General features: G+C 65.9%; 26 protein-coding genes, 1 tRNA gene and 1 pseudogene. 13 read left to right on the top strand and 15 right to left on the bottom strand.

Features of this window, described 5'->3' with window-relative positions; translation table 11 throughout:
- Nucleotides 1-121: 121 nt before the first annotated feature.
- From CQW49_RS07785 to CQW49_RS07760, 8 genes are read right to left on the bottom strand one after another with little or no spacing between them, the layout of a single operon-like run.
- Entirely contained in the window at nt 122-1,966 is a 1,845-nt protein-coding gene (locus CQW49_RS07785) for a DNA primase family protein (RefSeq protein WP_099831761.1), read from the bottom strand.
- Nucleotides 1,963-2,661 (bottom strand): hypothetical protein, encoded by a 699-nt coding sequence (locus CQW49_RS07780; protein WP_003611099.1) that lies wholly within the window; start codon nt 2,659-2,661, stop codon nt 1,963-1,965. Before CQW49_RS07780 ends, CQW49_RS07785 begins: the two co-directional genes overlap by 4 nt.
- On the bottom strand, nt 2,658-2,990 hold the full coding sequence (locus tag CQW49_RS07775) for a hypothetical protein (protein WP_003611100.1): 333 nt from the start codon (nt 2,988-2,990) through the stop codon (nt 2,658-2,660). Before CQW49_RS07775 ends, CQW49_RS07780 begins: the two co-directional genes overlap by 4 nt.
- 29 nt (nt 2,991-3,019) lie before the next feature.
- Nucleotides 3,020-3,184, bottom strand: coding sequence for a hypothetical protein (locus CQW49_RS24470; RefSeq protein ID WP_003611101.1), 165 nt, complete (start codon nt 3,182-3,184; stop codon nt 3,020-3,022).
- Nucleotides 3,181-4,335 (bottom strand): DUF7146 domain-containing protein, encoded by a 1,155-nt coding sequence (locus CQW49_RS07770; protein WP_003611102.1) that lies wholly within the window; start codon nt 4,333-4,335, stop codon nt 3,181-3,183. The genes CQW49_RS24470 and CQW49_RS07770 overlap by 4 nt, the downstream gene beginning before the upstream one ends.
- 20 nt (nt 4,336-4,355) lie before the next feature.
- Nucleotides 4,356-4,562, bottom strand: a complete 207-nt coding sequence (locus CQW49_RS24465) for a hypothetical protein (RefSeq protein ID WP_003611103.1) — start codon at nt 4,560-4,562, stop codon at nt 4,356-4,358.
- Entirely contained in the window at nt 4,559-5,260 is a 702-nt protein-coding gene (locus CQW49_RS07765; RefSeq protein ID WP_003611105.1) for a GcrA family cell cycle regulator, read from the bottom strand. Before CQW49_RS07765 ends, CQW49_RS24465 begins: the two co-directional genes overlap by 4 nt.
- A gap of 3 nt (nt 5,261-5,263) precedes the next feature.
- Nucleotides 5,264-5,608, bottom strand: a complete 345-nt coding sequence (locus tag CQW49_RS07760) for a hypothetical protein (protein WP_024749878.1) — start codon at nt 5,606-5,608, stop codon at nt 5,264-5,266.
- 248 nt (nt 5,609-5,856) lie between these two features.
- On the opposite strand from CQW49_RS07760, the gene CQW49_RS07750 reads away from it, so the two are divergent.
- Nucleotides 5,857-6,129: a hypothetical protein gene (locus CQW49_RS07750; protein WP_003611108.1), complete on the top strand. Its 273-nt coding sequence runs from the start codon at nt 5,857-5,859 to the stop codon at nt 6,127-6,129.
- 11 nt (nt 6,130-6,140) lie between these two features.
- On the opposite strand, the gene CQW49_RS07745 is transcribed toward CQW49_RS07750, so the two are convergent.
- Nucleotides 6,141-6,587: a hypothetical protein gene (locus CQW49_RS07745; protein ID WP_003611110.1), complete on the bottom strand. Its 447-nt coding sequence runs from the start codon at nt 6,585-6,587 to the stop codon at nt 6,141-6,143.
- A complete protein-coding gene (locus CQW49_RS07740; RefSeq protein ID WP_051418758.1) occupies nt 6,584-6,910 on the bottom strand; it encodes a helix-turn-helix domain-containing protein in 327 nt (108 codons plus the stop codon). Before CQW49_RS07740 ends, CQW49_RS07745 begins: the two co-directional genes overlap by 4 nt.
- Here CQW49_RS07740 and CQW49_RS07735 point away from each other — a divergent pair.
- Together CQW49_RS07735 and CQW49_RS24460 are read left to right on the top strand one after the other, a co-directional pair.
- Nucleotides 6,909-7,304: a helix-turn-helix domain-containing protein gene (locus CQW49_RS07735; protein ID WP_065083622.1), complete on the top strand. Its 396-nt coding sequence runs from the start codon at nt 6,909-6,911 to the stop codon at nt 7,302-7,304. The genes CQW49_RS07740 and CQW49_RS07735 overlap by 2 nt on opposite strands.
- Before the next feature lie 13 nt (nt 7,305-7,317).
- On the top strand, nt 7,318-8,091 hold the full coding sequence (locus CQW49_RS24460; protein ID WP_003611114.1) for a hypothetical protein: 774 nt from the start codon (nt 7,318-7,320) through the stop codon (nt 8,089-8,091).
- A 284-nt stretch (nt 8,092-8,375) separates the two neighbouring features.
- Here the strand turns inward: CQW49_RS24460 and CQW49_RS24455 are convergent, their stop codons facing one another.
- Complete coding sequence (locus CQW49_RS24455) at nt 8,376-8,654, bottom strand: hypothetical protein (protein WP_024749882.1); 279 nt, start codon at nt 8,652-8,654, stop codon at nt 8,376-8,378.
- Here CQW49_RS24455 and CQW49_RS07730 point away from each other — a divergent pair.
- The 10 genes and pseudogenes from CQW49_RS07730 to CQW49_RS25510 form a co-directional block, all read left to right on the top strand.
- Nucleotides 8,643-9,269 (top strand): hypothetical protein, encoded by a 627-nt coding sequence (locus CQW49_RS07730; protein WP_024749883.1) that lies wholly within the window; start codon nt 8,643-8,645, stop codon nt 9,267-9,269. The genes CQW49_RS24455 and CQW49_RS07730 overlap by 12 nt on opposite strands.
- Entirely contained in the window at nt 9,266-9,877 is a 612-nt protein-coding gene (locus tag CQW49_RS07725) for a hypothetical protein (RefSeq protein ID WP_003611118.1), read from the top strand. The genes CQW49_RS07730 and CQW49_RS07725 overlap by 4 nt, the downstream gene beginning before the upstream one ends.
- A 12-nt stretch (nt 9,878-9,889) precedes the next feature.
- The gene (locus CQW49_RS07720) at nt 9,890-10,231 is read left to right on the top strand and encodes a hypothetical protein (protein WP_003611120.1); all 342 of its coding nucleotides are present in this window, start codon (nt 9,890-9,892) and stop codon (nt 10,229-10,231) included.
- A gap of 36 nt (nt 10,232-10,267) precedes the next feature.
- Nucleotides 10,268-11,296, top strand: coding sequence for a DUF2303 family protein (locus tag CQW49_RS07715; protein ID WP_003611121.1), 1,029 nt, complete (start codon nt 10,268-10,270; stop codon nt 11,294-11,296).
- 57 nt (nt 11,297-11,353) lie between these two features.
- Nucleotides 11,354-12,469: a DNA polymerase III subunit beta gene (dnaN, locus tag CQW49_RS07710; protein WP_003611122.1), complete on the top strand. Its 1,116-nt coding sequence runs from the start codon at nt 11,354-11,356 to the stop codon at nt 12,467-12,469.
- Nucleotides 12,470-12,474: 5 nt separating this feature from the next.
- On the top strand, nt 12,475-12,969 hold the full coding sequence (gene ssb / locus CQW49_RS07705) for a single-stranded DNA-binding protein (protein ID WP_003611124.1): 495 nt from the start codon (nt 12,475-12,477) through the stop codon (nt 12,967-12,969).
- A 14-nt stretch (nt 12,970-12,983) separates the two neighbouring features.
- A complete protein-coding gene (locus CQW49_RS07700; protein ID WP_003611125.1) occupies nt 12,984-13,370 on the top strand; it encodes a ProQ/FINO family protein in 387 nt (128 codons plus the stop codon).
- A complete protein-coding gene (locus CQW49_RS07695; protein ID WP_003611126.1) occupies nt 13,363-14,532 on the top strand; it encodes a phage Gp37/Gp68 family protein in 1,170 nt (389 codons plus the stop codon). The genes CQW49_RS07700 and CQW49_RS07695 overlap by 8 nt, the downstream gene beginning before the upstream one ends.
- Nucleotides 14,529-14,786, top strand: coding sequence for a hypothetical protein (locus CQW49_RS07690; protein WP_003611127.1), 258 nt, complete (start codon nt 14,529-14,531; stop codon nt 14,784-14,786). Before CQW49_RS07695 ends, CQW49_RS07690 begins: the two co-directional genes overlap by 4 nt.
- Before the next feature lie 237 nt (nt 14,787-15,023).
- Nucleotides 15,024-16,115: pseudogene (locus CQW49_RS25510) on the top strand (recombinase family protein); the annotation flags it as partial.
- Here the strand turns inward: CQW49_RS25510 and CQW49_RS25505 are convergent.
- From CQW49_RS25505 to CQW49_RS07675, 4 genes are all read right to left on the bottom strand, one after another.
- Nucleotides 16,014-16,337: a hypothetical protein gene (locus tag CQW49_RS25505; RefSeq protein WP_040566516.1), complete on the bottom strand. Its 324-nt coding sequence runs from the start codon at nt 16,335-16,337 to the stop codon at nt 16,014-16,016. The pseudogene CQW49_RS25510 and the gene CQW49_RS25505 sit on opposite strands and share 102 nt — an antisense overlap.
- 21 nt (nt 16,338-16,358) lie before the next feature.
- Nucleotides 16,359-16,667, bottom strand: coding sequence for a hypothetical protein (locus tag CQW49_RS25500; protein WP_040566518.1), 309 nt, complete (start codon nt 16,665-16,667; stop codon nt 16,359-16,361).
- A gap of 25 nt (nt 16,668-16,692) precedes the next feature.
- Nucleotides 16,693-16,769, bottom strand: a tRNA-Met gene (locus CQW49_RS07680).
- Nucleotides 16,770-16,962: 193 nt separating this feature from the next.
- Entirely contained in the window at nt 16,963-18,234 is a 1,272-nt protein-coding gene (locus CQW49_RS07675; protein ID WP_003611129.1) for a KpsE/RkpR family capsule polysaccharide export protein, read from the bottom strand.
- Nucleotides 18,235-18,240: the final 6 nt, after the last annotated feature.

Here is an 18,240-nt window from a genome sequence, read left to right as displayed (position 1 = left end):
ACTCTCTCGCGGCCATTTGAACACGTTGTATTTGAGATGATCGCCTATCCGAGCAGCCACTTCACAGTGCGCTGCGTCGACGCCATACGTCGTCACATGCTCACCGTGCGGTTTTGGATCGTCACCGACGCGCCGGGCGTAAATGATCACCTGATCGTAGCCGCATTCCTTCGCGATACGTTCCGCCGCAGAGATCGGAATCGGCTTCATGTTGCGTTCTCTTTGCCCGCTCATCCCCATACCCCTCCGGATAATCCGTCGCCGCGCGCGCCTTGCCCGGCTCCTCCGGCCGGTCGGGCACGTCATGCAGGCGGCAGTCGAGATAGGAGCGCGCCCGGTCATTGTCGCGCTTGAACAGTTTCGCCATCTCGCGGCCGAACGCCGTCTGCGTCTTCGCCCGCTTGGCGTTGGCCATGGACCAGCTCACATAGGCCTGATACGCCGTGCTCGCCGCCACGCGCTCGCCCTCATGCGCCTCGACGCAATCCTTGATGAATTCCCCGATCGGATTCATCTCCTCCTGATATTTCGAGGTCGCCGCGGCGATCTCCGGCGCGATGAACAGCCCATGCTCGAGATAATCGAGCACGCCGTCGAGCAGCCAATTCAATATGCCGCTGCGCTCCTCCAACAGCTCGGCGACGAAGCCGTCGAACTCGCGCCGCTCCTCCGGCGGAATCGTCACCGACCAATGCACGACGAGCATGCGCCGCCAGATGCCATTGTCGGTCCCGTCGATCTTGGGAAAGCCGTTGCCGCTCATATGCGGCGTCGCCCGATTGGCGAAATCGAAATAGCCCTCGAACAGATTGCGCACCGCCATCTCGTCGCCGCCGGTGAGCCGCTTCACGAGATCCTCGCGCAGCGACTCGTCCTCCTTCAGCTCGTCGATGCGCACGAAGCGCTTGCCGAACAATCTCACAATGTCCGGCGAGGCCTGCCCGGCGCCGCGTTCGCCGCGCCCGAGAATCGTCTCCTTGGGCAGCGACACGCCATAGGATTTGCCGATGACGCCGGAAATCACCGCGAGAAACACGCTTTTGCCATTGGCGCCGAAGCCATGATGAAACATCAGCTTTTGCAGCAGCGTGCCGACGAGTCCGAGCCCGGCGTATTGCCGCACCGTGCGGCGCATATCGGCGCTCGGCAGGCAGCGCAGCAGGAAGGCGTCCCACTTCGCCGCCTTCGCCATCAGATCGAAATCGCAGGGCACGAGTCCGGTCGCATAATCCTCGCGCGCAAAGCCGCGCCGCACGTCGAGCCGCGCCTCTTTCTTCCCGCCGATCTCCTCGACGATCACGCGCAGCGTCGCATTCTGCGTCACGATCAGCATCGACTCCGAATTGAAGCCGCCGGGCTCGCGGCGCAGATGCGGCGCCGCCGTCTTCAGCATGGCGACGAGCCGCGCGGAATTTTTCGAGCTCACGGCGAAGCGCCAGCGCGCCAGCCGCCGTTTCTCCAGCGCCTTCTCCGCCGCCGCGGCGGCCCGGCGCACGGCCTTGGCGCCATCGCTCTCGTCATCGGCGGCGAGATTGTCGGCTTCCTCGATCACGCGCGCCTCGGCCGGCGTCTGCTGCAGATAGCGCGTCTCCAGGCCAATGCGCCCGCCGATCATCTGCGCCATCTTGCTCGCGCGCGCGACGCCGCCGTCCAAGTCCCAATAGCGCCCCTCCCAGCCGAGCCAGCCGCCGCCCTCGACGCCGCCCTGCGCCATCACGACGAGATCGGCGCCGAAATGCTCGATCAACCGCTTGCCATTGTCGGTGTCGGACTGATCGAGCTTGGCGCAGCGCTCGACGACGCGCATGTCGACGCCATCGGCCTCCTGGTCCGACGGCCCGAGCGCGTCGCAGGCGTCGCCATCGCTCGCGTCATCGGCGTCCGCCGTCGGCGGAGCGGCGCGCAGGGGCTGCGGGCTCGCGCCCTCGACAGCGTCGGCGATGCGCTTGTAGGGATCGGTCGTCATGCCGCGGGCTCGCCCGCGCTTAGCTGCGATGCGTCGAATTTGCCGGCGGAAGACGCATAATCGGAATCACGCTCCAATCGCTTGCGGCATGGCGCGAGCCAATGGAACCGCGTTGAGGATCCTGACGCCTTGTGCCAGACAACCCAGGTGTAGGCAGTCGCCGATGATGCGTTGCGGTCCACCCAGCCTTTGACCATCGGCAGGCGCTCGGCGAATTGCACGATGTGCGAAGGCGGAAGCTTTGCGAACAGATTGTTGTATCTGTCCGATCCTTCAAGGAAGGCGATTCGAACGAGCATGGCGACGCCGAAGCGCGCGCGGTCGAACGCCGTCGTCGCAAACTGTGACGCAAGCCGAAACGGCGGATTGGTGATTATCCAGTCGGCGCGGCGGTCTGAGTGCCACAGGAAATCGTCGACATCACCAAAGCCACGGGCACAGACATCGGCCGCATAAACCTCACGGAAAAATTCTCCGAGCGGCTTCGCCATATGCCCTTCGCCGCAGGCCGGCTCCCAGACGTCTTGAAGGCCGGGGCTGGCAAGCCCTTCTGCCTCAAGCCATTCACACAACGCCCGCGTGCCCCATGCAGGCGTCGGATAATAGTCGAACGCGTCGAACGAGTCGTCGGGTCGCGGCTCTTTTGTCTTCGCGCGCCGCTGCATGACAGCCGTTGATCTGTTCTGGCCGCTCATCCGCGCATCTCCCGCACCAAATCCAGCACACAGCCGGCGAGGCCGCGCGGCCGCCCGGCGCCGTCGCGCGTCATGGTGCGGGCCAGCGCCTCCAGCGATGCGCCATATTGCAGGGCGATCGAGATCGCCTTTCCGAGATCGCAGGCGTAGACATCCTGCGCCGTGTCCAGCTTCAGCCCATTCAGGAACAGCTCGCCGACGCGCCCGTCCGGATAGAATCCGACCGTCGCCGTGAAGCATGTCCCCTCGAACTCGAAGTCGAAGCTCTCGCCCAACCGCCGCAGCGGCAATTGCGCGCGCCGCCCCTCGTCACCGCTCTCGAAGCCCATGTCCCGCCCGCGCAAAAGAGAGGAAAAAATCAATCCACCGTGTCGGCGCCGACCGGCGCCGCCACGACGGAGCGCTTGGCGAGCAGGTCGAGCATCGTCTCGGCGTCATCCTGCCGCGGCAGCGTCGCCACCAGCCGCTCCGTCCGCTCCAGGAGCTTCCACTCGCCGAAAGCCCGGCGCCTCGGCCATCTCACCCCTCCATCAGCACATGGTTGAAATCCTGCCCCTCGGGCGCGAACGCCGTGCGGATCACGCGCCCAGGCCGCTCATAGCGGCGCCGCGCGCGCTCGAGCGTCGTCTCGGTCAGCACGCGCTCGCTGTCGCCATCGCCGAGCAGCACCAGCTCCTCGACGCTGCCCGGAATGGCGATCGCCGGCGCCGCGCGATCGGGCTCCGGGCCCGGCAGGCGCTGACGATGGCCATTCGCATGCTTCAAGAACGGATGATCGATCGTCTCGGCCGCCGCGCCGCCGAGATTGCCGAGATCGACGCTCGACCAGAAGGCGTCATCGACGCGCAGCCGCCGCGTCGCCTTCAGCGCCGTCGCCACCGACAGCACGGTCTCGATTCCCTCGCCGATGAACAGCCGCCGCGGCGCCTGGGCGGCGCGCAGCACGATATGGCCGCCCTTCACCGAGCCTCGGCATTTCTTCGGCATGAGCGCCTCGCCGGTTTCGGGCTCGAAAATCTCCGCCTTGCCGGCGCCGCCGGGCGCCAGAAAGGTCATATGCAGCCCGCAGAATTGGCCCGCATTGTCGACGATCGCCGCCAGCATGGCCGGGCCGCGATGCACGACGCGCGGCGCCATGCGCCCGCGCTCGTCCGGCGCCTGGCCGTCGAAGAAGCAGAGTTCCGGCGCGCAGCGCAGCATCGCCGAGGCCGGCGCGAGACAGCGCCGCCATTGCAGATAGGCGGCGACGAGATCGAAAGGCGCGCGCGCCGCGCCCTCCCACAAGCGCCGCACGGCGGCGATCTCGCGCTCGCGATAGCGCTGCGCCTCGCGCTCGCGCTTTTCCTCCCGCTCCCGCGCGCGCTGCTCCAGCTCGGCGCGCTCGGCGTCGCTCAATTCGCGCGCGCCGCCGAGCCTCTCCACCGCGGCGCGGAAATCACAGCCGGTGGCGCGCTGCAGCAGGCGAATAGCGTCGCCGCCGTCCTGGCAGACGGCGCACACCCAGCCGTCGCCCTGCACCTCGAAGCGCTGCGCCGAGCGCCCGCCGCCGCAGATCGGACAGGAGCCGATGAGCTTTCGTCCTTGCTTGCGCAGTCCAGCGCCGAGCTCGCGCGCCAGCGCGCCGAGATCGACCCGGGCCTTCACATCGGCGATCTGCGCATCGTTCAGCCGCATGATCTCTCTCCTCGGGCGGCTCACGCCGCCCTTCGCATTTCCTCGCGCCAGCGCCGCGCGAACATCGTTCCGCTCAGCGCCAATCGCTCCGCTCGCGCGGGCGACACGCGCAGCGCCCGGCCGATGCGACGCCAGCCCCAGCCGGCGGCGCGCATGTTGCGCGCGATCGACGCGGCGAACCGACATTCGCGCCGCTCGACATGCACGAACACCGCGCCGAATCTCACCGCGCCGCCTCGAACATTTCGATGCAATCGGCGATGCGCTCGCGCGGCTCGCTCTTGCGACCTTCGCTGATCGCGCGCGGCGGCCGCATGGGCCCGCGCGGGTTGACCGATCGCAACGCATGATGCGCGCAATAGGACTTGCCGCCGGCGCTCGGCCGCCCGCAAAACCCGGCCGCGAGCGGCCATCTGCATTGCCCCTCGACCAGATCGAGGATCGACGCGACCAGCGCCGTCTCCCCACAGTCGACCGGCGGCGCCAGCGCGGGAACGGGCGCGGGCCTCGCGACGACGACCGGCGCCGCCTTCTCTGCCGGCCGTTTCACCGCTTGCGCCGGTGGCGGCGTGATGATCGCGGCGCGCGCCGCTTTCGTCCGCACTCCCCGCTCGCGCGCCGGCAAGCCGAGCCGATGAACCTTGCCGATCACCGCCGAGCGCGTGATCCCGCCGCCGATCTCAGCGGCGATCTGCGCCGCCGTGCAGCCCTCCGCCCACAGCCTGGCGACCGTCGCGATGCGCGCATCCGGCCATTCCGGCGTCGCGCGCGCTGCCTGCTTGCCGCGCTGCGACCGTGCCGCGCTGAGATAGGTGTCCAGCGTCTCTTTGCACATGTGCGCGCGGAGCGCGGCCCGTATCTCCGCATTGCTGCGGCCGGCGGCGACGAGCGCCTGGACCTGCTTCCACAGGGAACCTTCGCTCATCGCTCACCCCTTTTTGAGCCAGCGCTCGACATCGTCGAGCGCAGCTTCCAGCTCAGATAGGCGAGCCGGATCGACCACCATGCGGCTTTCGCGCATCTCGCCAATATCGCGGCGCAGCTGCGCGGCGCGCTGCTCGAGCCGGCGCAGGGCGAATCCCTCGAGCGCGAGAGCGACCTTCTCGACATTTTTGAGTCGCCTCTTGAAAAGATTGTGCAGCGTTCCCGGCGCGAGACCGCAGGCGTCGGCCACGGTCTCGATCGCGTCGGGCTTGTTGACGCGCGCGGCGCTCATTTCCTCGCGCACATAGCGGTCGGCGAGCAGATAGGCCCTGTCCATCGTCGCGCTCATTTGGGACGAAATATCCCTAAATTTGGGACACACGCGCTTTCCCCTTCGTGCCATGCTGTGATCATGGACGATGAGGAAAACGCCATGGAACGGAAGGCGGCGCGGCATATCTTGGCGGATCGGCGCGCCGCCGTTTCCGAGAAAAGAAGGAACCCCGGCGCCGAAGCGCCGGGGAGGGGGAGGAAACGCCGCTGGGAGTTCGGCGCCTTCGGCCGCGGAGAAGAGCACGCGGCGAAGAGGGGGAAACCATGAAGCGCAGCGAGGACCCGCACGAGAAGCTGATCCAGCGCCTGGCCGAATTGTCGCTGATGCTGGCCGCTCGACTCGCCCAAGCTGGCCGCGACAAGGACATCGCCGTCTGCCGACAGGCCTTTCTCGGAGACATCGGCGAAGCAGCGAAGCCGACGCGCTACGCCGACGGCATGGCGCGCATGATGGCGTTTTTCGACAAGATCGAGCGCGGCGACCGCGAGATGATCGATCATTGGCGCAATCCGCCCCAGCCGAAGCCGCCGCGATGAATGCGAGCCCGTCATGCCGCGCCGCCATCTTCGTCCGCCGGCGGATCGATATCGCCGGATCGCGATGGCAGAAGCGCGAGGCGCTTTCTGAACGCGTCGAGCTCGCGCCGCAGCGCCTCGAACGCCTCGCCATCGGTCCGGCCGGCGCGCTCGATGACGGCCTCGATCAGACAGCCGCAGTCGTAACGCAGGTCTAGAATCTCCTCATTCGTCACATGATCGAGAAACACCGGCACCGGCACTTCGAAATGGGCGACCGCGTCCCGCACCGTCACCGTGTGGCAACGAGCAAAGCTCATCATCTCGGCGAGCCATTTCGCGCGCTGCGCGTCGGTATAAGGTCCACGCGGCATGAAGCGGAGGCCGGGACGAATGCCTTCGGGCTCGGCGCGGCCGAAAGTGCGCGCATAAATCCGCGCCATGAGCGCGTCCCAGATGGGAGTCTTGCTCTCGCTCATTCCGCTGCTTCCTTCGGACAAGGGGAGGGGGCGGGGGCGGGAAGGAAATCAGCAAGAGGAACCGTGCCGTTGGTGGCTTCCGACAACTTCGCGGCCAACGCCAAGGACGGTAGCTGCTTCCGCTGCTCGATCTTGCACAGGAAGCCCTTCGAGACGCCGACGCGCGCGCCGAGCGCCGACAGCGTTATGCCGGCAGACTTTCGGTAAGAGCGAAGCGGGTGTGTCATGCCCGCATAGTTGCTTATTAAGAAACTTCGGTCAAGGAAAAAGTTTCCTATGGGCTTAACGACGTCGGCCGCGATGTTTCCTATGGTCCACGCCATGGCAAAGGTCGTTACGGCTCAGGCGAAGGAAGCTAAGCGCATTCACTACATCCAGGAATGGATGGAGCATCGAGGCATGAGGCCGGCTGATCTCGTCCGCGAGTTGGGCGTGAATAAGGGCACCGTTTCAAAATGGTGCAAAGGTGATTTACCCACAGAAGACAACGTGCGCGCCCTAGCCGGACTGTTCGAGATTGAGCCGGTCGAGCTGTTCCGCCATCCTCTGGACGACTGGATGAGCCGGATGTTTATGAATCGCAGCACGGAACAGCTCAAGACGATGGTCAATATCCTCAAAGCTGCATTTCCCGAAGAGGCACCGAGCCAACCGATACAACGCGGGAGCTCGCCCGCGAAGGGCAAAAGCAAGCGGTCGCAACCCAGTTCAGCATAGTCATGGGGGTTAAATGCGTGCGTCGCGTTTCGGATTGATTATTACCGCCACCCTATCTCTCCCATGCCAGGCCGCCACAGTGCGGCTGACGGGAGAGGAAATATGCAGCATCGTCTTTGGCGGCACCTATGGAGGCGGTAGCGACAATGCGAAAGCCTGCATGGCCGCGGCTCTCGGACACGGCAGTCAGGCCGATAATGCCATTTTTCGGGCGGCTCTCGATGGTTGGACTGGCGCCCCAGCTATTCCGAATTGCCAATATCCTGCGCCAGACCAGCCCGCAGCGAAGATATGCGCCGCCACTGCTGACGCCTACGACCGCGCCCGCACAGCAAACCTTGAATATATCGAGCGCCTGAATGGCAAATCAAAAGCGATAAATTCTGGCGTTGCGACACCGCCCCCGGCGCTCAAAGCTCAAAAACAAAGAGACGACGAAGAGTCGCCAATGAAAGTAATAAACGAAACATATTACGATTATGCATTCGTCAAGAAGTGCCAAATGAGACGAGACGGATATGTTATCGTATATGTGTCTGACGCAGAAGTAGACGAAGCGAGGACTCTTGCCTCTAAAATCGAAGATGCGACTAAAAAGCGTATGCTGAATACGGCGCACCTGCAACATGCTTGGGATGTCGCCCAAGATAGTGTCATATCATTTACTCGTTTTTACAATGGCTACTCTCAAATAGATAGGGACCTTTGTCAGAAACATTTATCGGCATTGAGAGCGAGAGCCGGGCGGGTCGCTCCAGGCGCCGTTAAGATCCAAAAGGACTTTTGAGCGCCGATCCCAGCGCTCTGGGGATGGCTATCTCTCTGACGCCTGCACTCAGGTAAGAGCCACCGACCCGGCTTCGGCCGGTTTTTTGTTGCCTGCATTCATCGTAGCGTCTCGCCAGCGCCGCAAGAAAGTTGCGTAACATGCAACTCATCGCTTGACGGCGGTTTCCTGTTGCGCAACTATTCCCCTCACGCCCGACCCAACCGGCTCGGCGCGCCCGTCACAGGGGAGGGGATATGCACCCGTCTTCCGCATCCGGCTCACAGCAAGCCGCAGCGTCTTCGTCACTCCATGGCGCGCAAGTTCCGCAGGCCCCTGAACAGCTTTCGCGCGATGCCGACACCGGCGGCGATATCCTCGACTGCGGCGCCGCGGCCGCCGGGGAGCGCGACGATCCCATCCGCGCCTTCGTCGGCAGCCTCATCGATCAGGATCGCGAGGGCGGCTTCGTCGATCGCGCCGCTGCGGATCATCCGCTCGGCGAGGCGCCGAAAAGCGGCGGCGAGAACGAAATTGGCGACGGCGGTCCGAACCTGACCGGCGGAAAGACGATGATCGACCATGATATTTCCTCCAAAGAGGAAGGAAGCCTATTCCATCCGACGCCGGCCGACGAGTGCGACGACTCCGCCCGCGTCACCGCAATGGCGGCCAGCCTTCCGTTGGAACAAAGCCTCGGCGATGAGCGCGGCCTGCTGCTCGCTCTGCATCGCCTCCGCTTTCCGGCGCGGGACATCGGCCGTCTCGCGCCCTTCGTCGCCGGCAAGGCGCGCGAGCTGCGCGACGCCTTCGGCCTCACCTCTCTCGGCGCTGCGGCCGAGGGCGCCGCATTCTGGCTCGGCGTTCTGAGCTGGGGCTTTCTCGGCCTCCTCGCCGACGCCATGCTCGACGAGGCGGAGGCGGCGACAGCGATCGTGACGACCGGCCGCGCAGGCGATCTCCTCATGACGCTGCTCGCCTCGGCGCTGATCCTCGCCAATATCGCCTTCGGCCTTCACGTCGCCGGCCGCATTCTCGCCTGCCAGCGCCGCCGCGAGGCGCAGCGCGTCGAGATCGAGCATGACGCCGCCGAGCGCGCCGCAGCGCAGCGCAGCAAGGCCTGGAGCGCCTATCTCGCCATGGGCATGGGAGGCGAGCTTTCGTCGCGCCAGAGCACCGAGAGGAGCGCCAGATCATGATCGCCGACGTTTCTCCCTGGGCGCAGATTCGCGGCGGCCGCGCCATGGACATGCTCCATCCGGACGCGGCGCAGATCGACTTTCGCGCCGTCGCCGACACGCTGGCGCAGATCAATCGCTTCGCCGGCAACGCCGACAAGCCGATCAGCGTCGCCATGCATACGCTGATCGTTTGCGACGCGGCCGAGCCGACCGACCGCCCCTATGCGCTGCTGCATGACGCGCATGAGGCGCATCTCGGCGACATCACGACGCCGGTCGCCGAGGCTCTCGAAGCGATAGCCCGCCACGCGGGCGAGGATACGAACGCCGTGCGCCGCGCGCTGCGCTCGCTGAAGGACCGGCACGACGCCGCCTTCCTGCGGGCCGCTGGCCTGCCGCCGCCGGACCATGAGCAGCAGCGGCGCATTCGCCGCGCCGACGTCGTCGCGCTGATGACAGAGCGCCGCGACTTCCTGGGCCAGCCCCCGCGCCCATGGAATCCAGTCTTCGAGGCCGTTCCGCCCCTGCGCAAAGTCTATCGCCTGCGCAAGCCGGCCGATGTCGCCGACGAGCTCTACGACAAATTCAGGCGCTTTCTGCCGGCGCTGGCCGCGCGAACGATGTGAGGAGGAGAGGGAATGACGAGACTGATCGACAGCTATCCGGAGATCATGAGCGTCTTCGGCCGTGAGGATGTGAACGGCAAGCTCAACGAATATTTGCGTGAGGCGCTGGAGGCGCTCGAGGACGCGCCCGGCGACAAGGCCAAGGCGACCGTCACGCTCGACATGAATTTCACGCGCGACGGCGACAAGATTTCGATCGTCCCGATCGTCAAATCCAAGCTGCCGCCGGAGCCCGGCTTCCGCGGCACCACCTGCTGGCTCGTCGACGGCAAGATTTCCGTCCAGCACCCGAGCCAGCTCGACATGTTCACCGGCCCGCGGGAAGTGACGCCGCGCGCGCGCGACGCCGGCTGATCTTTCCACCCTTCACACTGACCATTGGAGATTTGCATGTCGGAGAATGAGCCCATCCTCGGCGAGGCGTTGTCGCTGCAGCCCGAGACGCTTCTGAAGATCGAGAACAAGGACCTTCTCGACCGTCTTCTCGCCCTCGGCGGCGCCGCGCAGAACATCGAGATCGCCACAATCAAATCGCCGGTCGACGTCATCGGCCTGCCGAGCGAGATTCCCGTCGCCATTCATCGCAATGGCGTGAACCCGAAGCTCGAGGGCGTGAAGAACCTGTTCGACGCCTATCGCATAGCGCCGGAGCGCCGGCGCGGTGTGGCCAAGGTCGACAATTTGCAGAGCTTCATCGATCTGGTGAACCGCCACAAGGACGAGCACAGCGTCATCTTCGCCAACACCGACCTGAAAGCGGCGAAGCTGCTGGCGGTGATCGATTATCACGAGACCTCCGGCGTCGCTCGCTTCGGCAATCATCGCATCGAATATAATTTCCCCACGACCAAGGAGTTTCAGGTCTGGCAGCAGTTCAACGGCGAGAAATTCGACCAGGGCGAGTTCGCCGCCTTCCTCGAGGATCATATCGCCGAGCTGGCCTCGCCGAATGATACCAAGAGAAGCGATGCCGAGACGAACGATGCCGAGAAGAGCGAGTCCGAGAAGAGCGAGTCCGAGAAGAGCAAATATGAGCAGCTATTCAAGACGCGCTTCGGCAATCCGAACGAGATCATCGATCTCTCGCGCGGGCTGCAAGTCAATGTCGGCGCCACGCTGAAGACCAGCGTGACGCTGCAGAGCGGCGAGGGCGAGGTCGTCTTCAGCGAAAAGCACACCAATACGCAGGGCGAGAAGCTGATCGTGCCCGGCCTGTTCATGATTTCTCTGCCGGTATTCGAGGCCGGCGAGCCGGTGCGCATTCCGGTGCGGCTGCGCTATCGCGCCGGCGCGGCGATCAAATGGTTCTACCAGCTCTATCGCCCCGAACATTTTCTCCGCGAGCAGATCAAGAACGACCTTCTCACCGCCGCGCAGGAGACCGGGCTCCCCGCCTATGAGGGCGCGCCGGAAGCCTGATCGCAATCGACGAAGGCCGGCGTCCAGCCGCCGGCCTTTGTAGCGAGGAAGCCACAAATGAAACTCACCATCGATCGCGCGCCGCTGCTGAAGGCGCTGGAGACGACGCGTCGCATCGCCGAGCAGCGCACGACGATTCCAATCCTCTCTCACGCCCTATTGGAGACGGATCACGGCCGCCTCTGCATCCGCGCCACCGATCTCGACATCGAGACGCGCATACTGCTCGATGCGGAGATCGCCGAGACCGGCGCGCTCGCCGTCTCGGCTGCGGTGCTGCATGATCTGACGCGCAAGTTGCCGGAAAAGGCGCAGATCACATTGGAAGGGCAGGAAGCCGGCCAGCTGCAGATGCGCAGCGGCCGTTCGCGCTTCAAGCTCTCCACCCTGCCGGCGGACACATTCCCGGACACCACAGAGCACGGATTCTCCGCCGATTTCGCCCTGCCGGCAGCCACGCTGGCGCGCATGCTCGGCAAGACCGCCTTCGCCATCAGCACAGAGGAGACGCGCTATTATCTGAACGGCGTGTTTTTCCATCATATGGAAGATGACGGCCGCGCGCTGCTGCGCATGGTGGCGACAGATGGCCATCGCCTCTCTCGCATCGAGACCGAGGCGCCGGCGGGCGCGGCCGCCATGCCCGGCGTGATCGTGCCGCGCAAGGCCTGCGCCGAGATCGAGCGCCTGCTCAAAGGCCAGGAGGCGGAGGCGCGCCTCGCCGTCTCGGCGAACAAGCTGCGCTTCTCGCTCGGCGATGTGACGCTCTCCACCAAGCTGATCGACGGGACCTTCCCCGATTACGCCCGCGTCATTCCGCAAGGTAATGACAAGCGCGCGACGCTCGATCGCACGGCGATGGCGGCGGCCGCCGATCGCGTCTCCACCATTCACAGCGAGCGCGGCCGCGCGGTGAAGCTCTCCTTCGACGCGAGCGCGCTCACGCTCTCCGTGACCAATCCAGACATGGGCGAGGCGCGCGACGAGATGGAGGCCGATTATGACAGCTCGCCGATCGAGATTGGCTTCAACAGCCGCTATCTCGCCGAGGCGCTGCAGGTGCTCGAAGGCGATTCGGCCGTCATCCGCCTCGCCGATCCCGGCGCGCCGACCCTGTTCCAGAGCGCGACGCAGCCGGATTTGCTGATCGTGCTCATGCCGATGAGGGTGTGATCATCATGAGCATCAATCGCGCCATCCTCCTCGGCCATGTCGGCGGCGATCCCGAAATCCGCACCGTGCAGAGCGGCGATAAGATCGCCAGCTTCTCGCTCGCCACCTCCGAGCAGTGGAGGGACAAGGCGACCGGCGAACGCCGGGAGTCGACCGAATGGCACCGCGTCGTCGTCTTCAACCAGCCGCTGGTCGGGATCGTCGAGCAATATGTGAAGAAGGGCTCGAAGGTCTCGGTGCAAGGCCAGATCAAGACGCGCAAATGGCAGGCGAACGACGGCTCGGACCGTTATTCGACCGAGATCGTCATCGGCCGCTTCGATGGCTCGCTCGGCCTCGAAGGCTCGCCCAAGGGCGCCGAGCGCGACGAGCACGCCTATGGCCAGACGCGCGCCAAGCCCGCGCGCGAGGCCGCCGACGATCCGCGCATGGGCATGGCGAGCTCCGCGCCGTCCGGCCGCCCGCTCGCCGACGATCTCAACGACGACATTCCCTTTTGAGACAGGAGTTGGCCATGGCTATTCCCGAGTCGCGCAAGATATTCCGCAACAGGGCGATCGCGACGCGCGTGCGCGCCATTCTCGAAGAGCGCTTCCCGCAGGCCTTCGCGCCGGCGGGCGCGGAAAAGAAGCCGCTGAAGATCGGCATAGACACGGACATTCTGCTGGCCATGCCCGAGCTCACCCGCAGAGGCCTCGCCTGCGCGCTCGCCGACTACGCCTGGGGCCCGACCTATTGCCGCCACGTGCTCGCCGGCGCCGCCCGCATCGATCTCGACGGCGCGCCCTGCGGCCATGTGAGCGAGGCGGAAGCGGCCTATGCAGCCGATCGACTGAAGCTTTTCACCAAGCGCCAGCGGAAGCCCGGCCAGCCGGAAAAGGAGGCCGCCGCCGATGGCTGAGACGAGCAAGATCGAATGGACGGATGCGACGTGGAACCCGATCGTGGGGTGCTCGATCGTCTCGCCGGCCTGCACGAATTGCTACGCGATGGCGATGGCGGCGCAGCTCGAGCGGATGTCGCCCGGCTCGCATTACGCCGGCACGACGGAGATCGTGAACAGCAAGCCAGTGTGGACTGGCGTGCTTCGCCAAGCGCCGGAGAGCGTGCTGCTGAAGCCGCTCCGCTGGAAAAAGCCGCGCCGCATCTTCGTGAACTCGATGTCCGACCTGTTCCACGAGTCCGTGCCGGACGAATGGATCGACCACGTTTTCGCGGTGATGGCGCTCGCGCATTGGCACACGCTCCAGTCTCTCACGAAGCGCACCGCGCGGATGCGGGCTTATATGTCAGATCCGAGAACGCCGCATCGGATTGCACGCGTCATCGTCGATATGTGGATCGCGAAACAAGTCACGCCGGACGACAATTGGCCGGTCGAGAGCATCGGCGATATCGACATGCCGGACGATATCAAGTTGCGGGAATGGCCACTCCCCAATGTTTGGCTCGGCGTGACCGTCGAAGATCAGCCCCGCGCCGATGAGCGCCGCGACCATTTGAGGGAGCTAGCCAAGCACGGCTGGATGACATTCGTTTCCTACGAGCCGGCTCTCGACCCAGTCGATTGGTCGCTCTGGTATTTCGTCCGGCAGATCATCTGTGGCGGCGAGAGCGGACCACGCGCACGTCCGATGCACCCGGATTGGGCACGTGCAACACACGACTTCTGCGCAGTCCATGACATTGCGTTCTTCTTCAAGCAATGGGGGGAGTGGGGGCCGACGTCCAGCGTCGATGTTTATTGTCATGGGCCGAACCGCAACGAGCGCCTCTACCCGAATTCCGACGGCGTCGCCATGCTGGCCGATGGCCGTGTGTGCATGCGCGATTTCAGTGTTGCCGAACACAAGCGCCGGATCAGGACTGGAATCGCCTGCGACACGCGCGCGATCGAAGTCGACAAGACAGCCATTGCAGAATTCACCGGGCAGATTCGCCTCGAGGGAAGGGCGCTCGATAATCCACTCGGCTTTCAATGGATGTATCGCGTCGGCAAGCGCCGCGCAGGCCGCCTGCTCGACGGCTGCGAGCACAACGCCTTCCCGGAGACGCGGCCATGACCGATATCCTCGCCCGCGTCGACGGCTCCTATGACCGTCGCGCCATCATGGCGCTCGCCCTGCTCGAATATCGCGAGGTCGGCGGACGCTCCTTCGGCGAGTGCCAGCGCTGGGCCTGGGAGCAGGCCCGCAAGGAGCGCGCGCTTCGCGCCGAAGGCCGTGCGATCGAGCTCCGCCGACTGCGCGACATGCGCGCGCATCGCATCTCCCACCACCGTGCGCGCCGCTCGGTCCCGCTCGTGGAGGCCGCATGAAGAGCGGCGGAAGCTGCCGCCACGATGCCGGGTCCTGCTTGTGGAGCCGGGCGCTCAGAAGATGGCGGATGCCGCGCGCGCGGCAGGTGGTGGATCGGGTGCAGCGTAGACAGAAGCGAAAGGGTGCGTGACGCGTGGCGACCTCCCCGCCTCTTCAGCCCCGGCGCCGCGCGCCGCCCGATCCGGCTCTAGTGGAGCTGGTGAGAGCGCTTGCGCGCGACGCCGCGCGCCGCGATCATGAGGCGGCCCTGGCAAGTCGGGCGGGACGGAAACAGGAGGTCGCGGATGGCGACAGAAGGTCGACGCCCGGCGGCGTCTAGACGCGCCGCGATCTATGCGCGCTTCTCCACCGAGCTGCAACGGGACCAATCGATAGAGGATCAAGTCGCCCTGTGCCGCGCCACGGCGCATCGCGATGGCTTTTCCGTCGTCGCCACCTATGAGGACCGCGCCCGCTCCGGGGCGTCCATGTTCGGCCGGCCGGGCCTCGAGCAGCTGCTCCGCGCGGCCGAGGGGCGGGAATTCGACGTGATCTTCGTCGAGGCGCTCGACCGGCTCTCGCGCGACATGGCCGATCTCGCCGGCATTCACCGACAGCTGACCTTCTTGTCGATCGAGATCCGCGCCGTTCACGATGGCGTCGCCGACACGGTGACTGTCGGGCTGCGGGGCCTGGTCGGCCAGCTGTTTCGCGAGGACGGGGTGAAGAAGATTCGCCGCGGGATGGCCGGCGTCATTCGCGAGGGCCGCTATGCCGGCGGGCGCTCCTATGGCTATCGGCCGACGCCGGGCGAGCCGGGCCGGCCCCAGGTCGTCGCTGAGGAAGCGGCGATCGTGCGGCGGATATTCCTCGAATATGCGGATGGCCGCTCGCCCCGCGACATCGCTCATGACCTCAATCGCGAGGGCGTGCCGCCGCCGCGCGGGACGGCCTGGAACGCCTCGACGATCAACGGCAATGGCGAGCGCGGGAACGGAATCCTGCAGAACCCGCTCTATGTCGGCGAGCTCGTCTGGAATCGCGTCCGGATGGTCAAGGACCCCTCCACGGGACGCCGCATCTCGCGGCCGAACCCGTCGAGCGAGTGGCAGCGCGCGGACGCCCCGCAGCTGGCGATCGTCGATCGCGAGACATGGGAGAGGGCGGCGGAGCGCAAGCGCGCGAGCCTCGCCCGCGGGCCCGAGCCGCGCGGGCCGCGGCGATACCAGCGCTCGCTTCTGTCCGGCCTATTGCGCTGCGGCGCCTGCGGGTCCGGCATGGCGAAGCATGACAACGCCAACGGCCGCCCACGCATCCGCTGCAGCCGAGCGACCGAGAGCGGCAGCTGCGACAACCATCGATCCTATTATCTCGACCGGATCGAGGCCGGAGTCGTGGAAGCGCTGCGGGCGGAGATCGACCAGCCCGAGCTGATCGCCGAATTCGTGCGAGCCTATCATGAGGAGAGGCGCCGCCTGGCCGGCGACACCAGCCGCGAGCGTGCGAAGGCGGAGACCCGGCTCGGCGAGGTCGTGCGCCAGATCGAGCGCATGGTCGAGGCGATCGCCCAAGGCGGCGCGGCTTTCGACGCGCTACGGACGAAGCTGGAGGCGCTGGACAGGGAGCGGCGCGACTTGGAGGCGGCGCTGGCGGCCGACGCCGCGCCGGCGTCTGTCGTGGCGCTGCACCCGGCGGCCATCGCCGCCTTTCGGGCGATGCTCGAGGCTTTGGCCGCGCGACTCGGCGCGCGGGAATCGCCTATCGCGCATCCGGCGTTCCGTCAGCTCGTCGAGAGGGTCGTCGTCCACCCGGCGCCGAAAGGTGAGGATCCGCGCGTCGAGATCGTCGGCAAGCTCGCCGCAATCCTCGATCTTTCCGGCCTCGGTGCGCCGGCGGCCCATCGCAACGGAACGCATGGGGGATTTTTGGTAGCGGAGGAGGGACTCGAACCCCCGACACAAGGATTATGATTCCTCTGCTCTAGCCGACTGAGCTACTCCGCCCCGACGATTGCGCGTCGAGCGTAGGCGGTATAGGCGAGCTCGGCGCTTTGCGTCAAGACGCTCTTCGAGCCCGCGTGACAATGCGGTGGTTTCGCAGCTGTGGCGAGCCGACCGCTTCCGGGCGTGGCCGGTCGTCGTGGCGAGGCGGGGGAGGGGCCTCGAGACAGGCGCCGTCTCGCCCTCGTGGCCCGGCTCACGCCATGTTATTGCGCACGAAGGTGATGAGCCCCAGCAGGGCGCCCCACAACGCCAGCGAGCCGACGAAAATCACTCCGATATAGAGAAGGCGTCGCGGATAGCGCGACTCCTGCGGCGTCGCCGGCCATTCGATCACCTGGAGATACAGCATCTTCCTCTGGCTCATCTGGCGCGCCGCATCGAGCGCCGCCGTCGCCGCCTGATAGCGCGCCTCGGCGATCTTGTGCTCGAGGTCGAGGCTGGCGAATTTCGTCATCTTGCCGGACAGGGTGCGCCGGGCCAGAGCGGCGACGCCTTTGCTCTCCTGCGCCGTCATCTGCGCACGCCGCTCGGCGACCTGACCCTCCAGCGCCTCGATGCGCCGCCGCATCACGCGCAGCTGCGGCGCCGACTCTTCGAGATAATGGCTACGGATCTGATATTCCTTCTGCGCGGCCAGCAGCTCGCTCTCGAGCCCGGACAGAACATCGGTCTGTGACTTGCTCGCGAGGGCGACGTCGATCAATCCCTCCTCGTTGCGCGCCCGCTCCAGCTCGACCCACGCCGTCTTCAGACGCTCCACGGCGAGAGCGACCTCCTGTTCCGACACTTTGACCGTGTCCTCGCGCATGCGCTCGTTGAGCTTGTTGATCAGCGTGTCGCAGTCGGAGACGACCGCCTCGGCGATTCGTCGCGCGTCCTCCGGCGAGAAGGCGCGCACCGTCAAAGTGACGATGCCGGAGGGAACGCCCATTTTCGCCTCGGCCATCTTCGTCCAATATTCGATCAGGGGTTCGATCGATTTGCTCGCGTCGAACCGCGCCCAGCGATCCACCGAGGGCGCGCCATAGAGTGCGCGCAAGCCGACCTGCCGCTCGAGCTGCTCGACCAGCGCGCGGCTCTCGAGGAAACTGGTGATGATCAGCGTGTCCTGCATGATCATCATCATCGGCAATTCGATCACGCCGGCGCCGTTCGGCCGCGGCGTCTCGGAGCCGCTCACCGTGAAGCGGGCCTCGGCGACATATTGGTCGGAGGCGATCAGCCCGTAATAGGCGACGCTCATCGCATTGGGAATGGCGACCACGAGGACGAACAGGACGGCGAAGGCGATGCGCAGCGCCCGCGCGCCCCGCCGCGCCGCGAAGCTGCTGTCCTTATAGGCCCCGCGCACGCGCGCGGAAAAGCGCGCGCGCCGCGCCGCGTCGGCGAGGAAGCGCGAGACGGCTTCCGCTCGCTCCATGGGATTTTGGGAGCGCAGCTCCGGCGGCTTCGGCGCGTCGTTCATGGCGTC

Source organism: Methylosinus trichosporium OB3b (assembly GCF_002752655.1).
Lineage (GTDB): Bacteria > Pseudomonadota > Alphaproteobacteria > Rhizobiales > Beijerinckiaceae > Methylosinus > Methylosinus trichosporium.
Note: the sequence above shows the minus strand (reverse complement) of the source record. Positions and strands in the feature narration are given on the sequence as shown.